Genomic DNA, 24,552 nt, shown 5'->3' with positions numbered 1-24,552 from the left:
ATATTAGTATCGGGTGGAAACAATCAAGAGGAGGATTGGGATGAGACTAAAAATAAGTTGCGAGCTTAGTTCCAATAAGATTCCCGCAGACTACCGGCGCAAAGTTGTCAGCGTGATGAAGGCAGGGCTCTCAAAATCGAACGAGGCAAAGTACAAAGAAATGTATAGTGGGAATAAACAAAAAAATTTCACGTTCTCTGTATACCTTCCAAAACCAAAGTTTAATGGGGAAATCATTGAGTTAGAACAGAAAAAAATCGTGATTAATTTTGCGACGGCCGATGCCGAATTAGGTATCAATTATTATAACGCATTAGTGAATGTGAAAGATAAATTGCTTCCATTTTCGCAGATGAACCAAATCAAAGTGAAAAGTATCCAGATTGTACAGGAAGAACAAATCGTCTCGGAGCGCATGGCGTTTAAAACGTTGTCGCCAATCGTATGTCGCGATCATAACAAGGAAACAAAGAAAGACTGGTTTTATTGGTGGGAAGAAGAGGATTTTGAAGCGATTTTAAAGCGGAATTTATATTTTCAACTACGTGATAAATTCGGGGAATATGTCAAATCAGACATCGATGCATTAGAGTTTCGCAAAGTCGCGATTAAGAAAACTGTCGTTATTTGTTATAATCTTCACGTGGCCTGTTCGCTCGGTAAATTCGAGCTCGTTGGACAGCCATACTTATTGAATCACTTTGTCCAAGGCGGTATCGGCTCGATGCGCGGTATGGGTTTTGGCATGATAGAAGTGATTTAGCACAACCTTAATCTAATCAAAATGAAATCAAAAAAGAAGCGCTGTTTCAACGGTTTGGAAGGAGTGCTATTTGGTGTGGCATTTATTTTCAAAATAGGATGCAACATGGTATACTAACAAAAGAATGGATTGATGGGAGAGAATGCAATGAATGAAACGTATCGAAGCGCTGAGCATGCGGTAACAGGCGCAACGAAAGCTGAAATTACGCAAAAAGTACTGAACTGGTTCGTCATATCTTTAGTGATGGCGACACTTGGAACGGTGATTGGTAGAGGCATTCCGTGGGCGTTTTACATCCCGCTTGTCGTGTTAGAATTCGCACTACTAATCGCGATGATTTTTGTACGTAAAAGTAAGAGCGCGTCTAAAATCGGATATGGTTTATTATTGGCATTTGCGTTTGTGACCGGATTAGTATTGGCGCCAACGTTACAATATTATTTAGATGCGGGAGCTGGCAACGCAGTCTTGATGGCGTTCGCGACGGCAACGGTTACCTTCACAGTCCTCGGATTTGTTGGAGCAAAAATGAAAACAGATTTATCGTTCATGGCAAAAGGGTTGTTCGCAGCGTTACTGATTTTCGTAGTTATTTCGCTGATTTCGATCTTTTTCCCGCTAAGTTCACTGATGTCAACGATTTTCGCAGGGGCAGGGACGTTGTTGTTCTCACTCTACATCCTGTTTGATTTCAACCAGATTATGAAGCGTGATGTGACGATGCAAGATGTACCAGTATTGGCGCTTAGTCTGTATTTGGATTTCTTGAATTTATTCTTGTTCTTGTTGCGGTTGTTTACGGGACGTAGCTAAATAAAAATGGTCTTATGCACTCCTAAAGCTAGAGTTGAAATCTAACTTAGGGGTGTTTTTATGTGGTCCAATGATAGTATGAGTTCTATAAAAACTAGTTTATGAATATTTGGTAGACTCCTCGACAAAGTAAGGAATCATTGAGAACCTTAGATGTGGAAGCGACGTTCAAATAATGTATATTTAACTGCACGTTGAAAAATTTAACAACAAGTTCCAATTCATGATATAATAGAAAATGTAAATTTAGATGCTTATACTCTAAATTAGCGTGAGTTGGAACTACTAAAGTTTTAGCGCAGAAATTGCTTGTATAAAATAATGAAAGGACGTATTTAAGTGGCAGAAGCAAAATTTGAATTGGCCTTAATTAAAAAGCTCGAAGCTGAAGGCTGGACTTACCGAAAAGATTTATCCAACGTCAGCATAAAAAAAATTGAACAACATTGGCGTGATATTCTAAATGAAACGAACGCCCATAAGCTAAATGGAACATCACTATCTGATATTGAATTTGGATTGATTCTTCAAGAACTACAACGCATTCGAACACCTTATGATGCTCAACTGTTACTAGTGGGCGCTGGAGGAGTTGGATCCATCCCTGTTACTCGGGACGACGGTTCTAGCCTAGAAGTTGAAATCTTTTATGCAGACGACGTAGCAGGTGGACGTTCTCGTTATGAAATTATCAGTCAAGTAGCCTTTGATGATTTGCCTAAAGGATTAACAACGAAACGGATAATTGATGTAGCTCTACTTGTAAACGGTATCCCTGTTGCACATATTGAAGAAAAAGATGAGCATTTACAAAATCAATGGAGTGCTTTTGAACAGCTCAAAGGCTATCATGGTGACGGGCTGTACGAAGGACTGTTTGCGTTTGTGCAAGTACAGTTCATCATGAGTCAACATTCGGCACATTATTTTGCTCGACCGAATGCGTTTGAAAATTACAATAAAACTTTTGTGTTTGGTTGGCGTGATGAGAACAATAAAGATATCACAGATGCATTTGAGTTTGCTCAGCAAGTGATGGGTATTCCTGCACTACATCGTTTAGTGACAGTTAATATGATCCCAGATGCGTCAAATGATAATCTGATGGTTATGCGTAGTTATCAAATTCAAGCGACACGAGAAATTTTACAACGTATGAAAGAAATGGAATCAAGTGGACTTATACAAAAAGAAGGCGGATATATTTGGCATACAACTGGTTCTGGAAAGACCGTCACATCATTTAAAGTTGCTCAACTGTTAGCCTCAGCTCCTCGAGTTAGGAATGTACTATTTATAGTAGACCGTGTTGATTTGATAGATCAAACGCTAGAAAACTTCAAAGATTTCGCCTATAAGCACTTCGAAAAACGCATTAAGAAAGTTAACGGTCGAGAATTGAAGCGAGAATTGAAACATAAAGGTGCATCACAAATTTTATTGATTTCAGTTCAAGGTTTAACAAAAGCAGTTAAACGTGGACTGGAAAATGATGATTGGAATGTCATTATTATGGATGAAGCTCACCGAAGTGCAAGTGGGGACTCTGTAAAATTAATCAAAAAAGCTTTCAAGAAGACGACATGGTTTGGGTTCACTGGGACTCCGAATTTCTACAGTGATGAAATAAATGATGTCCAAACAACTCGTAATATCTCAACACATGATATTTTTGGTAAACGGCTACATACTTACACAATTAAAGATGCAATTGGTGACGGAAATGTTTTAGGATTTGATGTGACTTATTTCAAACCGCATTGGGTTATTGAACATCCACAAGGCGAATTTTCTGAAAAAGACTATGAAAAAGCAGTCTATCAAAGCGATGTCTATCGTCATGAAGTGGTGCAAGATATCCTTGATAATTGGAAGAAAACTTCTAGTGGTGCATTGATCTCAGGAAGACGTGAAGAAAATACTTTCCAAGCGATGCTTGCGGTGTCTGGTAAGCAGGCCGTGGTGCATTATTACAATATTTTTAAAGAGAAAGCTCCACATTTGAATATTTCAATGACATTTTCCCGCGATGAGTCTAATGAACATGGTACAAAAGAGCAAAACGAAGCGCTCAAAAAAGCGATTGAGGACTATACTGGAAAATTCAATGTTCCAAGTATTTTAGATGCAAAAGATCCAGCTCGTGCGTATATGTTAGATATCACTAAGCGATTGGCTCGTAGAAAACCATATAATCAAGGAAAAGATGAAGATCGATTAGATTTAGTTATTGTTTCGGATCAATTATTAACTGGTTTTGATTCGAAATTTGTTAATATGATTTATTTGGACAAGATGCTAAAAGAAGGCATGCTCATTCAGGCAATTTCTCGGACAAACCGTACATATGACCTTAACAGTAAACCTCATGGAAAAGTACGTTTTTATCGTCAAGGGGACGAAATGAGAGAGTTTGTTGAAAATGCATTGCGTATTTATACAAGAGGTGGAAATGACACGCTTCAGCAAGCGGAGGTTGAGACAGAAAATCAGCTGCCTAAAGATCTAGAAAATGATGATATTTTAGCAAAGCCACAAAGTCATCAAATAAACGATTTAGAAGAAGCTATTTTTAGATTGAAAGAACTTACTGGGAATGATTTTAGCAAAACTCCTCGCGGGCAAAGCGATATAATAGAATTTGTAAACTTAGGTTTATCTACACAAAACAGGGTTCAGCGCCTAGTCCAGCAAGGGTATGAATTAGGTAGTGAGATTGAAGAATTAGACGAAGAGAGCATGCCTACTGGAAATATAGTTCAACTGGATATCTCAAGTATTGAGGAATTTGGTGCTTTACAGGCGCGGTTAAATGACGCCAGAGAGAAATTACCTCCCGATGAACGACCAGACCTTACTGAAATCAAGATTGGAATAGAGTTTTATCACCACGAAATAATTGATTATGATATGCTGGTTGAACTCTTGAATGCCTTTATGGATGACAAAATTGAAACGAATAGAGAAGCTATCGATAAGCATATCACGCCGATGGATGATGAAAGTCGTCAAGAAATCCATGCGATTGTGGACGATATCGAATCTGGTGAGATTACCGAACACTTTACGACTGAGTCTCTTCAAGAAACTCGAAAAAAATATCGAACGGAACATCGAGAGCTGAAAATTCGCCGTTGGGCAGCCGATCAAAATGTAAATGGGAACCGGGTTATGGAAGCATTTGATTTATTTCTACCAGGCCATACACTTATTGATAATCCAAAACTTTCGGATATTGTACATGAGATTGAGGAAGAAGAAAATATTGATTTCTTTGGAGCGTCAGACTTTGAAGAAGCGTTAATGATGTTTTTTAATGCATTATGAAAGATTGAGAAATAACTAAAATCCAACTTTAAAATAGGTAAGCAGGAATCTTTGTATAAAGCCATTTTAGAAAATGGAGTATACAAGATTCTTGTTTTTTTTCGTTCTAGATTCCTCTCTACGACTCCTTTGGCTACTTGTTGATGGGAGTATCGCTGCCTGTATCTATTGGAAGAATTAAGTGGTTTATGTTAGAATAGACAAATATAAATAGCATTCTTTTGGTGGGTTTTTGGTGGTACTTTAATTTTAACAAAGCGTGCTATTTTTTTTATGCTTAATTTTTATATGTGAGAAGAGATGGAACATTGGTAGATTTTAAATAAACTTTTGGTTCATTCTCTCAAAAAGAAGAGAAAGAAGGGAATATCTTAATGGCACTATCAACAGAACAACAAACAAAAATGTGGGCAATGCTCAATCAAACTCGTGGGCAAATTGGATTAACAGCCTACAAGGACTATATCTTCGGGATTTTGTTTTACAAGTATCTATCTGGAAAAGCAGCACGTTGGCTGGGGGGCGTGTCGCGTGGAGAAACTTGGGAAAGTATTTATTCTAAAAATGCTACTAAGGCTTTGCTTCATATGAGAAAAAACTTGGGCTATGCCATTCAACCTAGTGATTTTTTTTCAGATTGGAAAAAAGCAATTGATGAAGATAAGTTCAATATTGGGATGATGACCGATGCATTCGGCCATTTTAACCAGCAAGTCGCATTTGAAGCAAAAGGTGATTTTGAAGGTATTTTTGATGGTATGCGTTTTGATAGTGCTGATTTAGGTGCTAATGCGCAAGCACGTGCTAGTGTGATGATTTCCATGATTGAATTATTATCAGCGCCAGAATTTGATCTGTCGGGTAGTGATGATACTGTTTCGGACATTTATGAATATTTAGTCAAGCAATTTGCAACTGTATTAGCATCTGATATGGGACAATATTATACACCAAAAGAAATTTCTGAGGTAATGGCTCGAATTTTAACATTTGGTCGAGAGAATGAGGAACGATTCTCAATCTATGATCCGACTGTTGGTTCTGGTTCGCTTTTACTTACAACAGCAAGTTATATGAAAAATTCGCATAAACGTGGAATGATTAAGTATTTTGGTCAAGAAAAAGATGCAACGCCTTACCGTTTGTCAAGAATGAACTTGATGATGCATGGTGTTGAATATAATGATATTAATATCAACCATGCGGATACGCTTGAAAGTGACTGGCCAGACGGTGTTGTAGATGGGAAAGATACTCCACGAATGTTTGATGCTGTAATGGCAAACCCGCCATATTCAGCACATTGGAGTAATAAAGATCGTGAAGATGATCCGCGTTGGCGTGAATATGGTGTTTCACCTAGGACAAAAGCTGATTATGCATTTTTGATGCACTGTTTGTATCATTTGGAGGATAATGGGCGCATGGCGATTATTTTACCGCACGGTGTACTGTTTCGTGGAGCTGCTGAGGGTCGTATTCGTAAAGCTTTAATTGATAAGCACCAGATTGAAGCTATAATTGGTTTTCCAGATAAACTGTTCTTAAATACATCTATTCCTGTGTGTGTCTTAATTTTAAGAAAGAATCGTATTGAGTCGGATGTTTTATTTGTTGACGCGAGTAAAGATTTTGAGAAATTGAAAAAGCAAAATCAATTGCGATCTGAAGATGTTGAGAGAATTGTTGATACAGTGATTAGCCGCAAAGATATTGAGAAATACTCGCATGTAGCAACGTTAGATGAAATAAAAGAGAACGACTATAACTTGAATATTCCTAGGTATGTTGACACATTTGAAGAGGAAACACCCATTGACGTAGTAGCCTTAAGTAAGGAGATGATTGCACTTAATTCTGAAATTGGAAAGGCTGAAAGTGATTTCTTAGCATTGTTAGATGAGCTAGCCATAACCCCCGAGACAAAAGAAATAATTGAATCTACAAAGGCGGTATTTCGATGAAGGATACAAAGAAAACAATGCCTATGATTCGATTTAATGGTTTTTTTGACGCTTGGGAACAGCGTAAGTTAGGGGAACTAGCAGAAATAGTGAGAGGAGCATCTCCTAGACCAATCCAAGATTCCAAATGGTTTGATATTAACTCAGATGTAGGATGGTTAAGGATTTCTGATGTAACGGCACAAAGCGGTCGAATTAAGCACCTTGAGCAAAAACTTTCTTCAATTGGGCAAAGGCAAACTCGTGTGTTAACAGAGCCTCATTTGTTATTAAGCATTGCTGCTACTGTAGGTAAACCAGTTATAAATTATGTGAAAACGGGTGTTCATGATGGTTTCTTAATATTTCTTAATCCGTTATTTGAGCACGAATGGATGTTTCAATGGTTAGAAATGTTCAGATTTGAGTGGAAAAAATATGGACAGCCTGGAAGTCAAGTTAACCTTAATTCTGAATTGGTGAAAAATCAAAGTTTATTATTCCCCTTACGAGAAGAGCAACAGAAAATCGGCTTATTTTTCCAACAACTCGACAACACTATCACTCTTCATCAACGTAAGCTAGACTCGTTGAAGCTTATGAAACAAGGCTTGTTACAGCAGATGTTCCCGGAAAATGAAGAAAAAATCCCGAGAATCAGGTTTACTGATTTTGACGGAGATTGGGAGCAGCGTAAGTTAGGAGAAGTTTCAAATAAAGTTACTGAAAAAAACAAAGAAAATAAATTTACCGAAACGCTAACCAATTCTGCCGAGCATGGAATTATTAATCAACGGGAGTTTTTCGATAAAGATATTTCCAATGAAAAGAATTTAAATGGATACTATATTGTCTGTAAGAATGATTTTGTTTATAATCCACGCATTTCAAACTATGCTCCAGTTGGGCCAATTAAGCGTAACAGATTAGGAAGAACTGGTGTAATATCGCCTTTATATTATGTTTTTCGAGCACGCAGCATAGATAAAAATTTTTTGGGATACTACTTTGATACAACAATTTGGCATAAATTTATGGAGTTAAATGGGGACTCAGGTGCAAGAGCAGATCGTTTTGCAATCAAAGATTCCATTTTTAAAGAAATGCCAATTCCATACCCACACTTAAATGAGCAAAAAAAGATTGGTGATTTTTTGGATGGAATAGCAAACACTATCGATTTTCATCAAAAGAAGCTAGTTAAATTAAGTATCCTAAAAAAGGCTTACCTGCAACATATGTTCATTTAAACCAAATCCCCACCTAGCATATCATAACTAGATGGGGATTTCTTATCACATTAGCATGGATAAGTGTCGTATAATTTTATCATTATCTTGATTTTCCAACTCCTGTATAATATGAAGATACGTCTCCTGTGTGGTTGTCATACTAGAATGCCCTAATCTATTCGCCACACTTGCAATCGAAACACCCGCAAACAATAGTAATGAAGCATGGGTATGTCGTAAACTATGAACCGTAATGATGGGTATCTCAGCACGATTGCATAATACTTTCAGGCGATTATTAATAGTTGAATTGAACACTCTACTTTTAACAAAAATAGGCTTATCCTGTTCTTTTATTTTAATTAATTGTGAGAACTGCATAGCTAATTGCCAGTCAATTTGAATTTTTCTCTTGGAAGATTCATTTTTTGTTGGTTGAAAAGAGCCGTTCGTATTTTTGTAATCCCAAGTTTTATTGATAATTATTTTTTGCTTGGAAAAATCAAAGTCTGAAGGCGTTAAAGCCAGTGCTTCAGAAAATCGAAGACCTGTTTTGATAATTAACAAAATAAACCAATCCCAATTAATATCTTCTGCTAAATTTAATTCTTTCAATAGAGCCTGAACTTCAAATTGATTTAAAAATTTTGCTTTTTTAGGTCGTGGTACTTTCCCTTTAATCACGATTTTTCTTGCAGGATTTTGAGTAATAATCCCCTCATCTACTGCGTCTAGAATAGCTCCCTTTAAGTGATGGTGAAAATCCATAGTAGTTTGTTTCTCGTGAGTAAGTGCATAGTCATTAAGCAATTGTTGATAACTATTTCGATCAAGCTCTTTCAATTTCAAATTAGGCACAAGTTCTTGTAGTTTTTGTTCTGTTACATAATATTTTTGTAGGGTGATTGAGCGGATAGCACCAACCTTATAAAGATTTACCCAGTCTTTAAAATACTCATGAAACATCTGTTCTTTTCGTCTTGTTGTTTTCATAAAAAACCTCCTAGATAATAAATAGATGAATCAATCATCTGTATCTATTATCTAGGAGGTTGCTTTAAGTGTAAACGTTTAATTAAATGAACATGTTTTTTAAGTAAGCCTTTTTTAATATATTGAGCATATCTAATTTATTTTGATAAAGAATGATAGTGTCCTCTAGATTTGTGAAAAACAGTCCAATTTTCCGTTGTTCTTCTAATTTAGGAATAGATAGGTAAAATCCTGCATATTCTCGAGCATTTATTCCTGGTTGCCCTGATCTTTGAGAAGTAATTTGAATAAAGTTTTTATAGTTAGTTGTTAAGGTGTTCTGAAAAATAAATTTCGCATCATATTCTTGCTTAATTTTGGCTCTTATTAAAAAACCAGCATAATAAACACTTCCATCTTTTCCATTATAATAATAAGACTTTCCCACGCTGGCACCAGTTCTTGCAAAAAGAATATCTCCTACTTCTAACAAGTAATTATCAGCATGAACTAAGTTCGTATCTGGAGAAGTAATGTTATCTTGACTAAACATATGAGAACTTTCATCTATATCAGTAATTCTGATATATTTATTTTTCCCGTCATATTTCTTGGAACTTGCATTAAGACCATACTCAAAAGAAGTTGCTAGTTCTCCTAACTTACGCTGTTTCCAATGCTCTTCAAAATCAATAAATCGCACTTTCGGAACCTTTTCCCCATTCACAGGGAACATCTGCTGTAAAAACCCTTGTTTCATCAGCTTTAGAGCATTTAGCTTACGTTGATGAAGAGCGATAGTGTTGTCGAGTTGTAGAAAAAACATCATAATTTGCTGTTGTTCCCCGTAGCTTGGATAAAGTAAATTGACCTGTTTTAAATCTGAATTGTGTAAATGGACCACTGATTTTCCTTGAGCTCGTTTTGACATTTCCTTCTGTTGTGTACCATTTGAAATAGTTAATGCTAGAAAAACGGAATTAATTTTTTTTTTAGGCTTGATGATATTCAAGTCTCCACCTAAGATAAATCCTTCTGTACCAATTACTGAAGCCCTTGAAATATCTGCGGCTGTTTCACCAGAAGCCGGAACTACAACTTCATTACCTTCACTTATAACAGATTTATCTTTCTTTTCTACAAAAGTATCAACATTATTAATAACTATTTCATATCTTGTATACAAGCGACCATAAAAAACGATAGGTGTACCTTTTTCAGTCAGGTCATTTTTGGTATAGCCATTTCCTTTTGAGAAAACAGCTACATCCCCTAACTTACGCTGTTCCCAAGCTTGAATGTAAATAAAATCGCCCCATCAAACTAATGATTAAGAGCGACTTTGTTTTATTTAACTTAAACCATAATACCCCAACACAATCTCAGCAACCGATTTCGCCGCTACTGGCAGTGAGTCTTCATCAATATCGAATTTTGGATGGTGATTGTAATACGGTTTTTCGACGCCTTTTGGTTTTGCTCCAACGTAGAGGAACGCGCCTGGGATTTTTTCAAGGTAGTAGGCGAAATCTTCGGAACCGGAGAGCATTTCGGCTTCGGATACAGCGGTGAGATAGTCGCCAAGCCCTTTTTGCAAGTAGTTCACGGCGTCGCTTGTTGCTTCGGGATCGTTGTAAAGTGGGGGATAGTCATGGGTGTAAGTAAGCGTCGCGGTGATGCCGTACGCGGCTTCTAAACCGGCCACGATACGCCGAATTTCTTTGTCAATCAGCTCGCGGGTTTCACTCGTCATATAGCGAACGTCGCCCTCGAGCTCGACATAGTCCTTGATCACGTTAAAACTACCTTTTCCATCGAAGGAACCGACCGTTACGACACCGGTGTCAAAAGGATTGAGGCGACGGCTGACGATGGTTTGAATGGCGGTGACGAAATAGGATGCGGCTACAATCGCGTCATTGGCCATGTGTGGAGAGGAGCCGTGACCGCCAGTTCCTTGGATGCCGAGCTTGAAATAGCTACGACCAGCCATGGAAAAACCGCTATGATATCCGATTTCCCCAGCATTGAAAAATGGGAAGACATGAATACCGTAAATGTTATCGACATCATCTAAAAGTCCTGATTCCATCATGCTTTTAGCGCCTCCTGGTGGTGTTTCTTCGGCATGTTGGTGAATAATTTTAATCGTACCAGGAAGTTCGTCTTTTAGTTGAATAAGGCAATCGGCAAGGATTAGTAAGTAAGCGGTATGGCCGTCATGTCCACAGGCATGCATCACGCCAGGATTTTTTGAAGCGAAGGGGAGACCGGTTTCTTCTAGAATTGGAAGCGCATCGAAATCGGCACGCAATCCTAGTGTTTTACCGGGTTTACCGCCAGTAATCGTGACGATAATACCGTGTCCGTTCCCAACTTCGCGTTCGATAGCAACATCTTTTCCTTCATAAAATTTGGCTACGTAGTCGGCTGTCGCTTGCTCATGAAACGACAACTCTGGGTGGGCGTGAAGGTGGCGCCTAATTTCAATCATTTCCTTACTTCGTTCATCGATCATTTGCATTAATTTTGCACGCATCGTATTCACTCCTTCTTATTTGGCTGTATAATCTGCCACAATCGCGCCCATCGCTTTGGCTGCAATGAGTAGTGATGCTTCGTTGATATCAAATTTAGGATGGTGATGGGGATAAAAAACGCCGTTCGCAGGCATTGCGCCCACATAAAAGAAGCAACTTGGGCGTTCCTGCGCGTAATAGGCAAAATCCTCAGAAGGCGGCTGTGGCTCGCATCGCGTGATTTCGGTGATTTCTGCAATCGCTGTTTCCTGCAATGTTTTCGACACGAATTCAGTCAGCGCCACATCGTTTACAAGTACTGGGTAATCGTTTTCATAATTCAAATCGTACGTAACGCCAAACATCGCGGCTAGCCCGTCTAAAATACGGCGGATTTCCTTTTCAATCAAGGTCCGTGTCGCCTCAGTCATCGCACGTACATCGCCTTCAAGCGTCACTGCGTCCTTAATCACGTTAAAACTTCCTTTCCCATCAAAAGAACCAATCGTGATGGAGCCAACATCAAAAGGATTGAGCCGGCGACTAATAATTGTTTGCAGGGCAACAACGAATTCACTCGCAGCGACAATCGCGTCATTCGCCATATGTGGGGAGGAACCGTGTCCGCCGCGTCCCGTAATTTTCACTTTAAATGAAGCGCGTCCAGTTTGAATCGGACCTTCTCGATACGCGATTTCACCAGTTGGCATCGTGGACATGACATGAATGCCGAGCACCTCGTCGACACCATCCAAACAACCGTCTCGAATCATCGCAATCGCGCCACCAGGAGGCGTTTCCTCGGCAGGCTGATGCAACACAACAATTTTGCCACGGAGCTGATCCTTCATTTCAATCAAAGTTTCCGCTAAAATAAGCATATACGCCGTATGTCCATCGTGTCCACAAGCATGCATCACACCAGGGTTCTCTGAGGCGAAGGGAAGGCCGGTTTCTTCCTGAATTGGCAAGGCATCAAAGTCAGCGCGAATGGCGAGCGTCCGACCTGGTTTGCCACTATCAATTGTCACAACAACGCCATGCCCACCAACGTTTGTCCGCACATCACAATCTTTTCCCTTATAAAAATAAGTGATATAAGCCGCCGTGTTTTCCTCTTGGAACGAAAGCTCAGGATGCGCATGTAAAAATCGCCGTATCGCAACGATTCGATCCTGTTTTTCTGTTAATTTCTCCAATAATTGTTGCTTCATCATTTCTCCTCCTTCTATATAAAAAGGTTCTCTCATCGTTCATTATAGACACAACATAGCGAATATATAAGAGAATTTTTGCTATTAAAACGGCTAATTTTTGTCCTTGTGCATATTATAAAAGTGATGACGAACAAAAAGGGGCGTCTATTTCTTACTGTTTTTCAAATGTTTAGATAATTCCTTGTTACGATAAATTAAGGTGCTATAATAAAAAGAAAGCGCTATATTCGGAGGAGAGAAACATGGAGAAAACGCAACAACGAAAAGGTATACTACCCATTTTATTTCTAGGCTACATCGCGATTTACATTGATAAACTGGTGATTGGTGTTATCGCTGTCCCACTCGCAGAACAATTGAATCTCAGCATCGACGAGAAGAGTTACATATTTTCAGCTTTTTTTATCGGTTATTCCATTATGCAAATCCCGTTCGGCTATTTAAATGATAAGCTAGGCTCCAAATTCGTGCTTATTATTTCGTTGTCGATCATCACTGTGGCATCAATCGTGTTTGGCTCAGCATCAACACTTATAGCTCTAGTAGCCGCTCGTTTCTTCGCAGGAATCGGTCATGCAGGTTATCCAACATCCTCAGCCAGAACCGTAACCGACACCTATCCAATGGAAAAAAGGACATGGGCGCAATCGATTCTAATCTCCACATCAGGCATTGCATCCATCATTGGACCGCTACTTATCCCTATTGTCATCGGAGCATTCGGCTGGCGCGGCGCCGTATTTTGCATCGCATTCCTGTTCGTACTGGCCTTAATCCTCGTCATCTGGAAACTGCCAAATACGCATAAAGAGAAAAAACAAAGCAACCAGCCAAAAGTCAAAGCTGCGATGCCATTTTGGAAAGTAGTCACGAATCCCGTCGTTGTCCTGTTATTCATCGCGATGTGCAGCATCAATATCGTCCTATACACCATCGCCAACTGGACACCGACTTATTTAGCAGACGAACGCGGCGTCTCGCTCGGCATGATCTCCATCATCATTGCCATCGCAGGACTTGGAAGCTTACTCGGAAGTTTCGGAACAGCCTACATCGTTGGGCGCTTTTTCCAACATCGCGAAAAACGCGTCATCTTTGTCTTAGCACTCATCACGGCAGGTTCCGCGCTTCTCGTGTACCAATCTGAAAGCATCGCCGTACTAACATTCTGGCTATTCCTTTGCTACATGTGCTCCGTCATGATTTTCTCAACCATGTTCACCTTGCCACTCAAACGGTTGCATGAATCCATCGTCGGCACAGCGACCGGCGTCGTCAACACAGGCGCAACACTTGGCGGCGTTTTTGCACCAATGATCGTGGCCCAGCTCGTAGGCGCATTCGGCAATTACCAAGCCGTTTTCGTGGCCATGGCTATAGCGGCGCTAGTCACATGTGTATTCGTCGTCTTTATACCAAGTATGAAAACCACCCAAAAAGCATAAAAACGTGCCGGCGAGCTTCCTATTTTCGCCGGCACATTTTCCATTTCTAAATCGTCCTCCGAAACTCATAAAAATGAATTGCGTTCACATCCAGATACGCGTAAAAGGACCAATCATCCGTCATCACTTCATCACTGACCGAAAGCTTAGGAACCGAGGCCTGTGACGCATAATCCAACACTTCCTGGTCTAACCCATGCCGACTATTCAACTCCCAATACTTCGAATAAAGCGCACCATTATCCTGATCGAACTGGAACGTCCGCAACTGATAACGTCCTGGCAAAAGCCCCTTCAAACGAATATGCGACTCCTTCCGATAATCCTGCAAAAGCGAATCCTCCACCGAATAAAGCGGATTAAATTGCGTACAGTTCAGTAAAACCAACTGATATCCATCCTCAAATGCCGTCAAAATAAAATCAGCTCCATAAGCGACAATTTCCCCGCGTAGCCGTTCCTTAAATTTTAACGCATAAAAAGCAGGGCGCTTCCCGTTGAAAAAATGAAATAACTCCAGACCATCCAATCGAATATTCCGTTCCTTCCACTCGTCTTCATGCAGTTCCGTATTAATCCAAAATCCGAGCCCATCCACTTCCGAACTCACAGCAAGCACCGTCTGAAAAATCAAAGCCCCGCGAAAAAAGGTCCCATTCGTATAACGCGTATTTCCCGTCAACGTATTCCAATTAACAAGGATGAGCGGCTTATCCAAATGATGTAACCGCAAATATTGCTTCAATTTCCGCGTTTTCGACAGCACATAATCCTGCGTCACAATAAATTCCGAATGTGCACTCTTACTGAAATCAACCGCCTCATTCTGATTCGCATTAAACGCGATAAAATCAATCTGATCCGCCGTTTTCGCCATCCATTCATGGTTAGAAAGAGGTGCCTCCCGTCGCTCCGAAAAGGGCAAATAACTCCCAACTTGAATCCGCATATCAAATCGCTTCAATACGGTGTGCAATCTTATGTACACACGCTGCAATTCCTTCTTAGAAACCGCCGTCAAATGCGGCTCAAAATACATGAAATACCAACGGCTCAAAAATTCCCGTCCAAAAACGTGCATCATATGACGAAGAAAGTGCTCCAATTTCTCAAAAAAAGCCTCCTCATCCACTGAAATCTCCTGATACTCCATCCGAATAAACAATCCTAAATCAAGCTTTTTCAAATAAGCAATTGCCAAATCAGCATTCGCATACGGAGAAGAAGTCGGGACTTTCTCATCCGTCTCTTTGTCAGGCAAAAGCGTCGAACCCTGAATCAGATGTCGAATTCCAACATATCGCACGGAAAGCTCTTCTTTCGCCATCATAAGTTGCGTCTGCACGTTCTCCTTCAGCACCTCGCGCAACTCGCCAATCGTCAGAATATGCATCGCGTCCGGAATCGCAGTCGGCTTACTAGAAGTAATCGAAATCGTTTTCTTCTCAAACGGCGCCGCGTCCACAAAATGAACTTGCTCCGCAGCTTGGCGGTATGATGCCAGTCTAGCTAAAATACTCGGCGATTGCACCACCCGTTTTGTTTGCGTGGTCAAAATTTCTGGCTTTTCAACGACACCACCACCAGCCAAAACTTCCTGTCGATACGTAGCAGGCGTTTTTCCATAACGGGCCTTAAAAGATGTCGTGAAATTTTTAGGCGAGGAAAAACCGTTTTTCTGCGCGATTTGTGAAATATTATCCGAGCTCGTACGTAAATCCTCCAAACTATGCTTCAACCGAATCTGCGTCAAATATTGCAGAAAACCGAGGCCCGTCACTTTTTTGAAATAACGAGATAAATAAGAGGTAGATAGAAATTCCTGCTCCGCGATATCTTGCAATGTAATCGGCTCATCGAATTGTTGCTCCAATTGCTGCGTAATACGTGTAATTCGCGTATCATGAATGCTAGCCCCATCCCGCGTTGGCAATTCCTTTTTGAAAAAGCGTGTCAGAAGCAACATAATCTGAAAAAGCGCGGTCTGTGTCTCCAATTTATTGCCTTTCGCTTTATGCAACTGTGCAATCACCATTTCCGCTAAATACTTTCGTAATAACGTTATCATTTTTTCCCGCCCGGTATCAATCTGGCTCGACATACAATCGAAGGCCAGCTGAAAATAATCAGCGTAATAAGATGCGAAGAAAGGACTTGTAATATGTAAGCGAATCACAATCGTATCGTCGGCTCCGCGCGCAGTAAAGGCTTCATTATGATTCAGAACAACCAAATCATTCTCACCAAGCGAAAAATCATGCCTCGAAAGTGAAAGCAACAGCTCGCCCTGAATCACAAAGAGAATCGTTGTCCCCGCATGTTCCTTAGGTGCTAAATACGTTATGTTTTCAAGCTGAACCATGTAATCATCTTTTTTCCCCACAAAAATCGCCTCCTCATAAGTCTATTATACCGAAAAATTTGGAAATAAAAAGTATTCCTATTTCGACCGTTTTCTTTGGACAAAAAGGATAAAAAAGACTATAATAACTATATGGTCAGTAAAGGTCAGATTAGAAAAAACTCGTTCTTAGAGCGGAGGATTTTTCACAGATGACCACTTATAATAGAAACTATCATTATTTGAAACGAGGTGCGTCAAACTTATGGAAATGCAGAAATTCACACAACAAGTCCAGGAGACGATCGCGTCCGCCCAACAATTAGCCATCGAAGGCAAACAACAACAAATCGACACGCTACACGTATTCGCGGCACTTTTAGAGCATAGCGATTTTGCGAAGCGAGTGTATGAAGTCGCAGAAGTAGACGCGAAACAATTATTAAAAACAATACAAAGCGAAATAGAGAAATTACCGAGCGTGACGGGAAGTAACGTGCAATATGGCCAAGCGATGAGTTCTTCGCTGTATGAGCTAATTGCCGACGCCGAAAAGGAACGTCAAAAATTAGAAGATGATTACGTATCCACGGAGCACTTGTTGCTAGCCGTAATGGATCAGAAAAAAAGCCCAATCAAAGAAGTGATCGGGATTCCAAAAAAACAACTAAACGAAGCTATTTTACAAATCAGAGGAGGAAAACGAGTGACAACACAAAATGCAGAAGAGCAATATGAAGCATTGTTAAAATATGGTCGCGATTTAGTCGCCGAAGTTCGCACAGGAAAAATCGATCCGGTCATCGGTCGTGACGCCGAAATTCGCAATGTCATCCGCATTTTATCGCGAAAAACGAAAAATAACCCAGTCTTGATCGGAGAACCTGGCGTTGGTAAAACCGCAATTGTCGAAGGCTTAGCGCAGCGGATTGTGCGCAAAGATGTGCCAGAAGGTTTGAAAGATAAGACGATTATCTCGCTTGATATCGGTTCCTTGATTGCTGGCGCGAAATATCGTGGTGAATTTGAAGAGCGTCTGAAAGCCGTTTTACAAGAAGTCAAGGATAGCGACGGCGAAATTTTACTATTTATCGATGAAATCCACACGATTGTCGGCGCTGGAAAAACGGATGGCGCCATGGATGCCGGAAATATGCTAAAACCGATGCTTGCTCGCGGTGAACTTCATTGTATTGGCGCCACAACATTGGACGAATACCGCCAATACATCGAAAAAGACCCAGCTCTAGAACGCCGATTCCAAAAGGTTCTCGTTCCTGAGCCAACCGTCGAAGATACCGTATCGATTTTGCGTGGTTTGAAAGAACGTTTTGAAATTCATCATGGGGTTAATATTCATGACAACGCGCTTGTCGCGGCGGCGAGTCTTTCTAATCGCTACATCACGGATCGGTTTTTGCCAGATAAGGCGATTGATTTGGTTGATGAAGCCTGCGCTACGATTCGTGTGGAAATTGACTCGATGCCAAGCGAGCTCGACGAAGTGACGCGTAAAGTGATGCAGCTGGAAATCGAAGAAGCAGCGCTAAAAGAAGAGAAGGACCCAGCGAGTGAACGCCGTTTGGAAATATTGCAGAAAGAGCTCGCGGATTACAAAGAAGAAGCTCATAAAATGAAGTCAAAATGGGAATCTGAGAAGCATGAAATTAGCCAAATCCGTGAAGTTCGCGAACAGATCGATCATTTGCGTCATGAATTGGAAGAAGCGGAGAACAATTATGATTTGAATAAAGCCGCCGAACTCCGTCATGGTCGCATTCCTGAGGTTGAGAAAGAATTGGCGCGATTGGAAGAGGAGAACCGCGAGAAGACAGCGAATGAGGATCGACTTTTGCAAGAAGAGGTTACGGAGAATGAAATCGCGGATATTGTCGGCAGATGGACCGGGATTCCAGTGGCAAAATTGGTCGAAGGAGAGCGCGAAAAATTATTGAAACTGGCGGATTCGCTCCAAGAAAAAGTCATCGGTCAGGAAAACGCGGTGCAGCTCGTAAGTGACGCCGTGATTCGTGCACGCGCTGGAATCAAAGATCCGCGGCGCCCAATCGGTTCGTTTATTTTCCTAGGCCCAACTGGTGTCGGAAAAACTGAACTTGCCAAAGCGCTGGCCTTCAATCTTTTCGATTCGGAAGATCATATGATTCGGATTGACATGTCGGAATACATGGAGAAACACGCGGTATCAAGGCTTGTCGGTGCACCGCCTGGTTATGTCGGTTATGAAGAAGGCGGTCAACTAACTGAAGCCGTTCGCCGCAATCCGTATTCGATTATTCTGCTAGACGAAATTGAAAAAGCGCATCCTGATGTGTTCAACATTTTACTTCAAGTGTTGGATGATGGTCGGATTACGGATTCCCAAGGACGCCTGATTGACTTTAAAAATACGGTGATTATTATGACATCGAATATCGGTTCGACGATGTTGCTTGAACGCACGGTGGACGGTGAAATTTCTGAGAAACTGGAAGAAGATGTCCTCGAAGTTTTACAAGCCTCGTTTAAGCCTGAATTTTTGAACCGTGTGGATGATATTGTTCTGTTTAAACCGTTGACGCTAGATAATATTAAAGGCATCGTGGAGAAAGTTGTTGCTGAATTGCAAGTCCGCCTTGCTGGTCAGGAAATCAAGATTACGATGACGGACGACGCGAAACGCTTTATCGCCGAAGAGGCCTACGATCCAATCTACGGCGCGCGTCCATTGAAACGCTATATTACAAGACAAATTGAAACCCCACTTGCCCGTGAAATCGTCGCAGGAAAAATCATGCCACATTCTGAAGTCGCGATTACACTACAAGACGGCCGATTTGATTTTGATATTGTTGGGGAATAAAACGGCGCTTGGCTCAGACTTGCAATCTGGGTCAAGCGTTTTATAATTGGAGAAGTAGGGAAAACGTTTAGTGGATACGAAAATGAAACGTGGAGAGGATGAAAGAAATGAAATTAGTATTGATTCGTCATGGACAAAGTGAGTGGAACAAGCTGAACCTTTTTACTGGCTGGCATGATGTTGATTTGTCAGAACAAGGTGTGGAAGAGGCGAAAAAAGCTGGGGAGCTAATCAAAGAAGCCGACCTCCAATTTGACATTGCCTTCACATCCGTCCTAACCCGCGCGATTAGGACGCTGGATTATGCGTTAGAAGGATCCGAGCAGTTATGGATTCCCGTATATAAATCATGGCGCTTAAACGAACGTCATTACGGCGCGCTCCAAGGCTTGAATAAACAAGAGACCGCCGATAAATATGGTGCAGATCAAGTTCAATTATGGCGCCGTAGCTACGATACATTGCCACCACTTTTGGAAGAAAATGATGATCGCCAAGCAAAAAATGATCGTCGTTATCAGTTGCTAGATACGAGCGCAATTCCAACTGGTGAAAACCTGAAAGTAACATTGGAACGTGTAATCCCGTACTGGATGGACACGATTGCGCCTGAAATCAAAAGTGGTAAACGCGTGGTCATCGCAGCACACGGTAACAGTTTGCGAGCACTCGTGAAATTCCTCGAAGGCATTAGTGACGATGATATTATGGAACTTGAAATCCCGACCGGCGTACCATTAGTGTACGAATTGGATGACGACTTGAAACCAACGAATAAGTACTACTTAGGTGAATAAATAAAAAAAGTATGTTGGCCAATTCTGGTCAACATACTTTTTTTATTTAATATCGTAGGTTTCACTTTCTTTTGGCATCAATACAGGAATTAAGAAAATCGCGATGGAGATAGCGACCGCCATAATTGTTCCCATTGTGAAATCGTAAGTCGTTGCAATAACCGAAGCCGCAACATACTCAGACATTTGAGCTAAAATAAACACCCAGAAAAATGTAATGATATAACGCATGACACAACACCTCCGTTCAAGGATTCCTCGATTCATTCTAGCATAAAAAAGAGCGATTGAACAAGTATTTGTTTATGGCAAGATAGGATAAGAATAGCTTTAAGTATAAGAATAATCTAGGGCGTATAAATAAAATGGAAAAGGCGTTGTGAAATTATCATGATAATCGTGTTTTAGTAACCATCATGATAAAATACAATTATTGTGATAAATCGAAAGGTAGTTGACTATGAAAATAGAACCCTTGAGGAAAATATTCGATGTAATATTTAAAGTTGACAATCATAGATTATTTTAAAGTTTATAGGTAAACGATAAAGTAAACTAGAAGATTTCTATTGTTAAAAATATGAATCTCTGTTAAAATTAGGACCAGGTAATAAAAAAAGCCGAACACGCCGGTTCATCCCCGACAGAAATAGTGACAAGCATGGTGAAAGCCATCACTTAGGCTTTTGCCGTGTTTGTCACTATTTTCGAGGGGGTGGCGTGCGAGGCTAGATTGGGGAAAATACCAACTCCCCCTCGCCAATTATCCACAAAAAAATTGGCGAGGCTCAAAACCCCCAAAGTTACCACCAAACCATTAGCAAAACCAGCAATTATACTTTTTTATATGTTATATCCGAAGCGAGTTAAGGCGCTTCACAACTAATTTTTCTTGGAGGAATACGAAATGAATGCAGGTATTTTAGGTGTAGGTAAATATGTACCAGAACGCGTCCTTACAAACGCAGATTTAGAAAAAATGATGGATACATCCGACGAGTGGATTCGCTCAAGAACAGGAATCGAAGAACGCCACATCGCGCGTGAAGATGAATATGTACACGATATGGCTTATGAAGCAGCAAAAGCAGCGATCGAAAACGCAGGATTAACACCAGCAGACATCGATTTAATTATCGTGGCGACAGTAACACAAGAATCCAATTTCCCATCCGTGGGTAACATTATTCAAGACCGTTTAGGCGCAAACAACGCCGCAGCAATGGATTTAGGAGCAGCGTGTGCCGGTTTCACATTCGGAACAGTAACAGCCGCACAATTCATCCAAACAGGCGCATACAAAAATATTGTCATTGTCGGCGCTGACAAACTATCCAAAATTACAGATTGGGATGATCGCAGTACCGCGGTTCTTTTCGGCGATGGTGCAGGTGCAATCGTGATGGGGCCAGTATCTGACGGTCGTGGCTTATTATCCTTTGATCTAGGTTCAGACGGATCAGGTGGAAAATACCTCAACCTCAATGAAAAACGTAAATTGTACATGAACGGCCGCGAAGTTTTCCGTTTTGCAGTACGTCAAATGGGGGAAGCATCATTACGCGTCCTCGAAAAAGCAGGGATGGCAAAAGAAGAATTAGACTTGCTTATCCCGCATCAAGCAAACATCCGCATCATGGAAGCATCACGCGAACGCTTAGACTTACCAGAAGAAAAACTGATGAAAACCGTTCACAAATACGGCAATACATCGGCATCTTCTATTGTATTAGCGTTAGTTGACGCTGTAGAAGAAGGTCGCGTGAAAGACGACGATAATTTACTATTAGTCGGATTTGGCGGCGGTCTAACATGGGGCGCGCTAATCCTCAAATGGGGTAAATAAAACACAACAATGTCTGGGATAACGCACGATTCAATCCCAGACTATTTTTCAAATTAGGAAGGAAATACGTCTTTTTGAGAAATCGTATTTTATTTATGATATAATGAAGGTGTCTTTTTATATTTTGTTATTAGTAATAGCATTTTTTGTATGACCAACTACTGCTAAATTAGCGGAAGTTATTTTTTGTGTGATAATTGTAGAAGAGGAGATGAAAAAATGGAGAACAAACGTGTGGTAGTAACGGGTGTTGGTGCCGTTACGCCAATAGGTAATGACGCCGATACAGCCTGGGAGAATGCTAAAAAAGGTGTAAACGGTGTTGGAGAACTTACACGACTTAACCCGGATGATTTCCCAGTTAAAATCGCTGCGGAATTGAAGGATTTTGATATTGAGAAGTACCTTGATAAGAAAGATGCGCGCAAAATGGACCGTTTCACGCATTACGCGATTGCAAGTTCGGATATGGCGGTTGCGGATGCAGGCTTAACGATTGACGACTCGAATGCAACGCGCGTTGGTGTTTGGATTGGTTCGGGAATTGGCGGTATGGAAACGTTTGAAACACAATACGAAACCTTTTTAAATCGCGGACATCGCCGTGTTAGCCCGTTTTTCGTACCGATGATGATTCCCGATATGGCGAGTGGTCAAGTATCGATTCGTCATGGTGCAAAAGGGATTAACTCAGCGACCGTAACGGCTTGTGCGACTGCGACAAACTCGATTGGTGACGCGTTTAAAGTCATTCAACGTGGTGACGCGGACGTGATGATTACAGGTGGTGCTGAGGCGCCGATTACGAAAATGTCTGTGGCTGGTTTCGTTGCAAATAAAGCCCTATCACTTAATTCTGACCCTGAAACAGCATGTCGTCCATTCGACGTGGATCGCGACGGTTTTATCATCGGAGAAGGCGCTGGTATTTTCATTTTAGAAGAATTAGAACATGCCAAAGCCCGCGGTGCAAAAATTTATGCGGAAGTGGTTGGTTATGGCGCGACAGGCGATGCCTACCATATTACAGCGCCAGCTCCAGGCGGAGAAGGTGCCGCTCGTTCGATGCAAATGGCGTTAAAAGACGCAGAAATCGGCGTAGATGGCGTGGATTATATCAATGCCCATGGTACGAGTACACCATACAACGACGATTACGAAACACAAGCAATCAAAACCGTTTTCGGTGACAATTCTAAAAAACTCGCAATCAGCTCTACAAAATCAATGACAGGCCACACACTAGGCGCGTCCGGCGGTATTGAAGCCATTTTCAGCGTGCTAGCAATTCGCGATAGTGTCGTGCCACCAACGATTCATTTGAACAATCCAGACCCAGTCTGCGATTTAGATTATGTTCCAAACGTAGCTCGTGAAATGAACGTCGATGTAGCGATGTCCAACTCTTTTGGTTTTGGCGGACACAACGCAACATTAGTATTCAAGAAATATCAATAAAAAATGCAAGAGAGATGCCAAATTTTGAGGTGTCTCTCTTTTTTTGAGCAACAAACTAGCATTTCTTTCAATAGTAGCTTACAATTAAATTGTGCACAAATTAATTAGGAGGAAGAACGATGGCAAGCCAAAAACGAATCCTAGACGAACAACTATGTTTTTCGATTTATACCGCTTCACGCGAATTCACGAAATTTTATCGGCAAGCATTGGAACCTTTTCAACTTACTTATCCGCAATATTTAGTCCTTTTGGCGCTTTGGGAAGAACCGAAGCAATTAGTGAAAGAGCTAGGAAGCCACCTATCACTCGACAGCGGAACCTTAACGCCGATGTTGAAGCGAATGGAAGGCATGGGACTAGTCAAGCGATCACGCAGCAAGGAAGACGAACGAAAAGTATACATCGAGCTCACCGAAAAAGCAGGGCAAATGAAGTCAGCCGTTTTAGAAAGTGTGGCGGACTGCATTTCCAAGCTCGCATTCACCGAGCAAGATTATAAACAGATGTTACAGGGAATAAAAGAACTGACAACCAAAATTCAAGAAAATAATGGAGGAACAAAAAATGAAAAAATTATATGAAACAACAGTAATCAATACCGGTGGACGTAAAGGGGAAGTACATTCTCCAGATAATATTTTCTTCCAAGACATCGTATCACCAAAAGAACTAGGCGGCGAGGGCGGTTCAGGCTCTAATCCAGAACAATTATTTGCAGCTGGTTACTCCGCATGTTTCAATAGTGCGCTAGAGCTCGTGATGTCCAAACAAAAAATTGAAGCAGCAAGCACCGTAGAAGGAACCGTATCGTTATATAGCGATCCCGAAGATAACGGCTTCAAAATCGGCGTTGTCCTAGCTGTCCATATCGAAGGCGTTGATGCAGAAACGGCGCAAAAACTAGTAGAAACCGCTCATCAAGTCTGCCCTTACTCGAAAGCAACACGCGGAAATATCGAAGTAGAATTAAATATTATCTAATACGCAAAAAAATCCTGCCATCCCTTTTCTAA

Annotated in this window: 18 protein-coding genes; 12 read left to right on the top strand and 6 right to left on the bottom strand. The window is 40.9% G+C overall.

What is annotated here, in order from left to right:
- Positions 1–40 precede the first annotated feature (40 nt).
- The 5 genes from cas6 to HCJ66_RS05415 all read left to right on the top strand — a co-directional run bounded on the left by cas6 (position 41) and on the right by HCJ66_RS05415 (position 8,099).
- Positions 41–763, top strand: a complete 723-nt coding sequence (gene cas6 / locus HCJ66_RS05435; protein WP_187132214.1) for a CRISPR-associated endoribonuclease Cas6 — start codon at positions 41–43, stop codon at positions 761–763.
- A gap of 147 nt (positions 764–910) precedes the next feature.
- A complete protein-coding gene (locus tag HCJ66_RS05430; protein WP_246438572.1) occupies positions 911–1,579 on the top strand; it encodes a Bax inhibitor-1 family protein in 669 nt (222 codons plus the stop codon).
- 339 nt (positions 1,580–1,918) lie between these two features.
- Positions 1,919–4,906 carry a DEAD/DEAH box helicase family protein gene (locus HCJ66_RS05425; protein ID WP_187132212.1) on the top strand — a complete coding sequence of 996 codons (2,988 nt, stop codon included), beginning with the start codon at positions 1,919–1,921 and terminating at the stop codon, positions 4,904–4,906.
- A gap of 374 nt (positions 4,907–5,280) precedes the next feature.
- Positions 5,281–6,870 carry a type I restriction-modification system subunit M gene (locus HCJ66_RS05420; protein ID WP_187132211.1) on the top strand — a complete coding sequence of 530 codons (1,590 nt, stop codon included), beginning with the start codon at positions 5,281–5,283 and terminating at the stop codon, positions 6,868–6,870.
- Entirely contained in the window at positions 6,867–8,099 is a 1,233-nt protein-coding gene (locus HCJ66_RS05415) for a restriction endonuclease subunit S (RefSeq protein ID WP_187132210.1), read from the top strand. The genes HCJ66_RS05420 and HCJ66_RS05415 overlap by 4 nt, the downstream gene beginning before the upstream one ends.
- Before the next feature lie 45 nt (positions 8,100–8,144).
- Here HCJ66_RS05415 and HCJ66_RS05410 read toward each other — a convergent pair whose 3' ends face one another.
- From HCJ66_RS05410 to HCJ66_RS05395, 4 genes are all read right to left on the bottom strand, one after another.
- Positions 8,145–9,074 (bottom strand): site-specific integrase, encoded by a 930-nt coding sequence (locus tag HCJ66_RS05410; protein ID WP_187132209.1) that lies wholly within the window; start codon positions 9,072–9,074, stop codon positions 8,145–8,147.
- Between the two features lie 82 nt (positions 9,075–9,156).
- The gene (locus HCJ66_RS16410) at positions 9,157–10,353 is read right to left on the bottom strand and encodes a restriction endonuclease subunit S (RefSeq protein ID WP_343068963.1); all 1,197 of its coding nucleotides are present in this window, start codon (positions 10,351–10,353) and stop codon (positions 9,157–9,159) included.
- 51 nt (positions 10,354–10,404) lie between these two features.
- Positions 10,405–11,592, bottom strand: coding sequence for an amidohydrolase (locus HCJ66_RS05400; RefSeq protein WP_187132208.1), 1,188 nt, complete (start codon positions 11,590–11,592; stop codon positions 10,405–10,407).
- 15 nt (positions 11,593–11,607) lie between these two features.
- Positions 11,608–12,786, bottom strand: a complete 1,179-nt coding sequence (locus HCJ66_RS05395) for a M20 family metallopeptidase (protein WP_187132207.1) — start codon at positions 12,784–12,786, stop codon at positions 11,608–11,610.
- A 245-nt stretch (positions 12,787–13,031) separates the two neighbouring features.
- On the opposite strand from HCJ66_RS05395, the gene HCJ66_RS05390 reads away from it, so the two are divergent.
- Entirely contained in the window at positions 13,032–14,234 is a 1,203-nt protein-coding gene (locus HCJ66_RS05390) for an MFS transporter (protein ID WP_187132206.1), read from the top strand.
- A 46-nt stretch (positions 14,235–14,280) separates the two neighbouring features.
- On the opposite strand, the gene HCJ66_RS05385 is transcribed toward HCJ66_RS05390, so the two are convergent.
- Positions 14,281–16,617, bottom strand: a complete 2,337-nt coding sequence (locus tag HCJ66_RS05385) for a helix-turn-helix domain-containing protein (protein ID WP_425489619.1) — start codon at positions 16,615–16,617, stop codon at positions 14,281–14,283.
- A 223-nt stretch (positions 16,618–16,840) separates the two neighbouring features.
- On the opposite strand from HCJ66_RS05385, the gene clpB reads away from it, so the two are divergent.
- Together clpB and gpmA are read left to right on the top strand one after the other, a co-directional pair.
- Positions 16,841–19,435 carry an ATP-dependent chaperone ClpB gene (clpB, locus tag HCJ66_RS05380; protein ID WP_187132205.1) on the top strand — a complete coding sequence of 865 codons (2,595 nt, stop codon included), beginning with the start codon at positions 16,841–16,843 and terminating at the stop codon, positions 19,433–19,435.
- A gap of 107 nt (positions 19,436–19,542) precedes the next feature.
- The gene (gene gpmA, locus HCJ66_RS05375) at positions 19,543–20,232 is read left to right on the top strand and encodes a 2,3-diphosphoglycerate-dependent phosphoglycerate mutase (protein WP_187132204.1); all 690 of its coding nucleotides are present in this window, start codon (positions 19,543–19,545) and stop codon (positions 20,230–20,232) included.
- A 42-nt stretch (positions 20,233–20,274) separates the two neighbouring features.
- On the opposite strand, the gene HCJ66_RS05370 is transcribed toward gpmA, so the two are convergent.
- Positions 20,275–20,463, bottom strand: a complete 189-nt coding sequence (locus HCJ66_RS05370) for a YjzD family protein (protein WP_036066947.1) — start codon at positions 20,461–20,463, stop codon at positions 20,275–20,277.
- Positions 20,464–21,139: 676 nt separating this feature from the next.
- Here HCJ66_RS05370 and HCJ66_RS05365 point away from each other — a divergent pair.
- The 4 genes from HCJ66_RS05365 (at position 21,140) to HCJ66_RS05350 (ending at position 24,520) form a co-directional block, all read left to right on the top strand.
- Complete coding sequence (locus HCJ66_RS05365; RefSeq protein ID WP_181676066.1) at positions 21,140–22,078, top strand: beta-ketoacyl-ACP synthase III; 939 nt, start codon at positions 21,140–21,142, stop codon at positions 22,076–22,078.
- A 219-nt stretch (positions 22,079–22,297) separates the two neighbouring features.
- On the top strand, positions 22,298–23,536 hold the full coding sequence (gene fabF, locus HCJ66_RS05360; RefSeq protein WP_187132203.1) for a beta-ketoacyl-ACP synthase II: 1,239 nt from the start codon (positions 22,298–22,300) through the stop codon (positions 23,534–23,536).
- A gap of 119 nt (positions 23,537–23,655) precedes the next feature.
- Positions 23,656–24,120 carry a MarR family winged helix-turn-helix transcriptional regulator gene (locus tag HCJ66_RS05355; RefSeq protein WP_181676064.1) on the top strand — a complete coding sequence of 155 codons (465 nt, stop codon included), beginning with the start codon at positions 23,656–23,658 and terminating at the stop codon, positions 24,118–24,120.
- Complete coding sequence (locus HCJ66_RS05350) at positions 24,104–24,520, top strand: organic hydroperoxide resistance protein (protein ID WP_187132202.1); 417 nt, start codon at positions 24,104–24,106, stop codon at positions 24,518–24,520. The genes HCJ66_RS05355 and HCJ66_RS05350 overlap by 17 nt, the downstream gene beginning before the upstream one ends.
- The last annotated feature ends 32 nt before the right edge of the window (positions 24,521–24,552 follow it).

It is taken from the genome of Paenilisteria portnoyi (assembly GCF_014322795.1).
Taxonomy (GTDB): Bacteria; Bacillota; Bacilli; order Lactobacillales; family Listeriaceae; genus Listeria_A; species Listeria_A portnoyi.
Note: the sequence above shows the minus strand (reverse complement) of the source record. Positions and strands in the feature narration are given on the sequence as shown.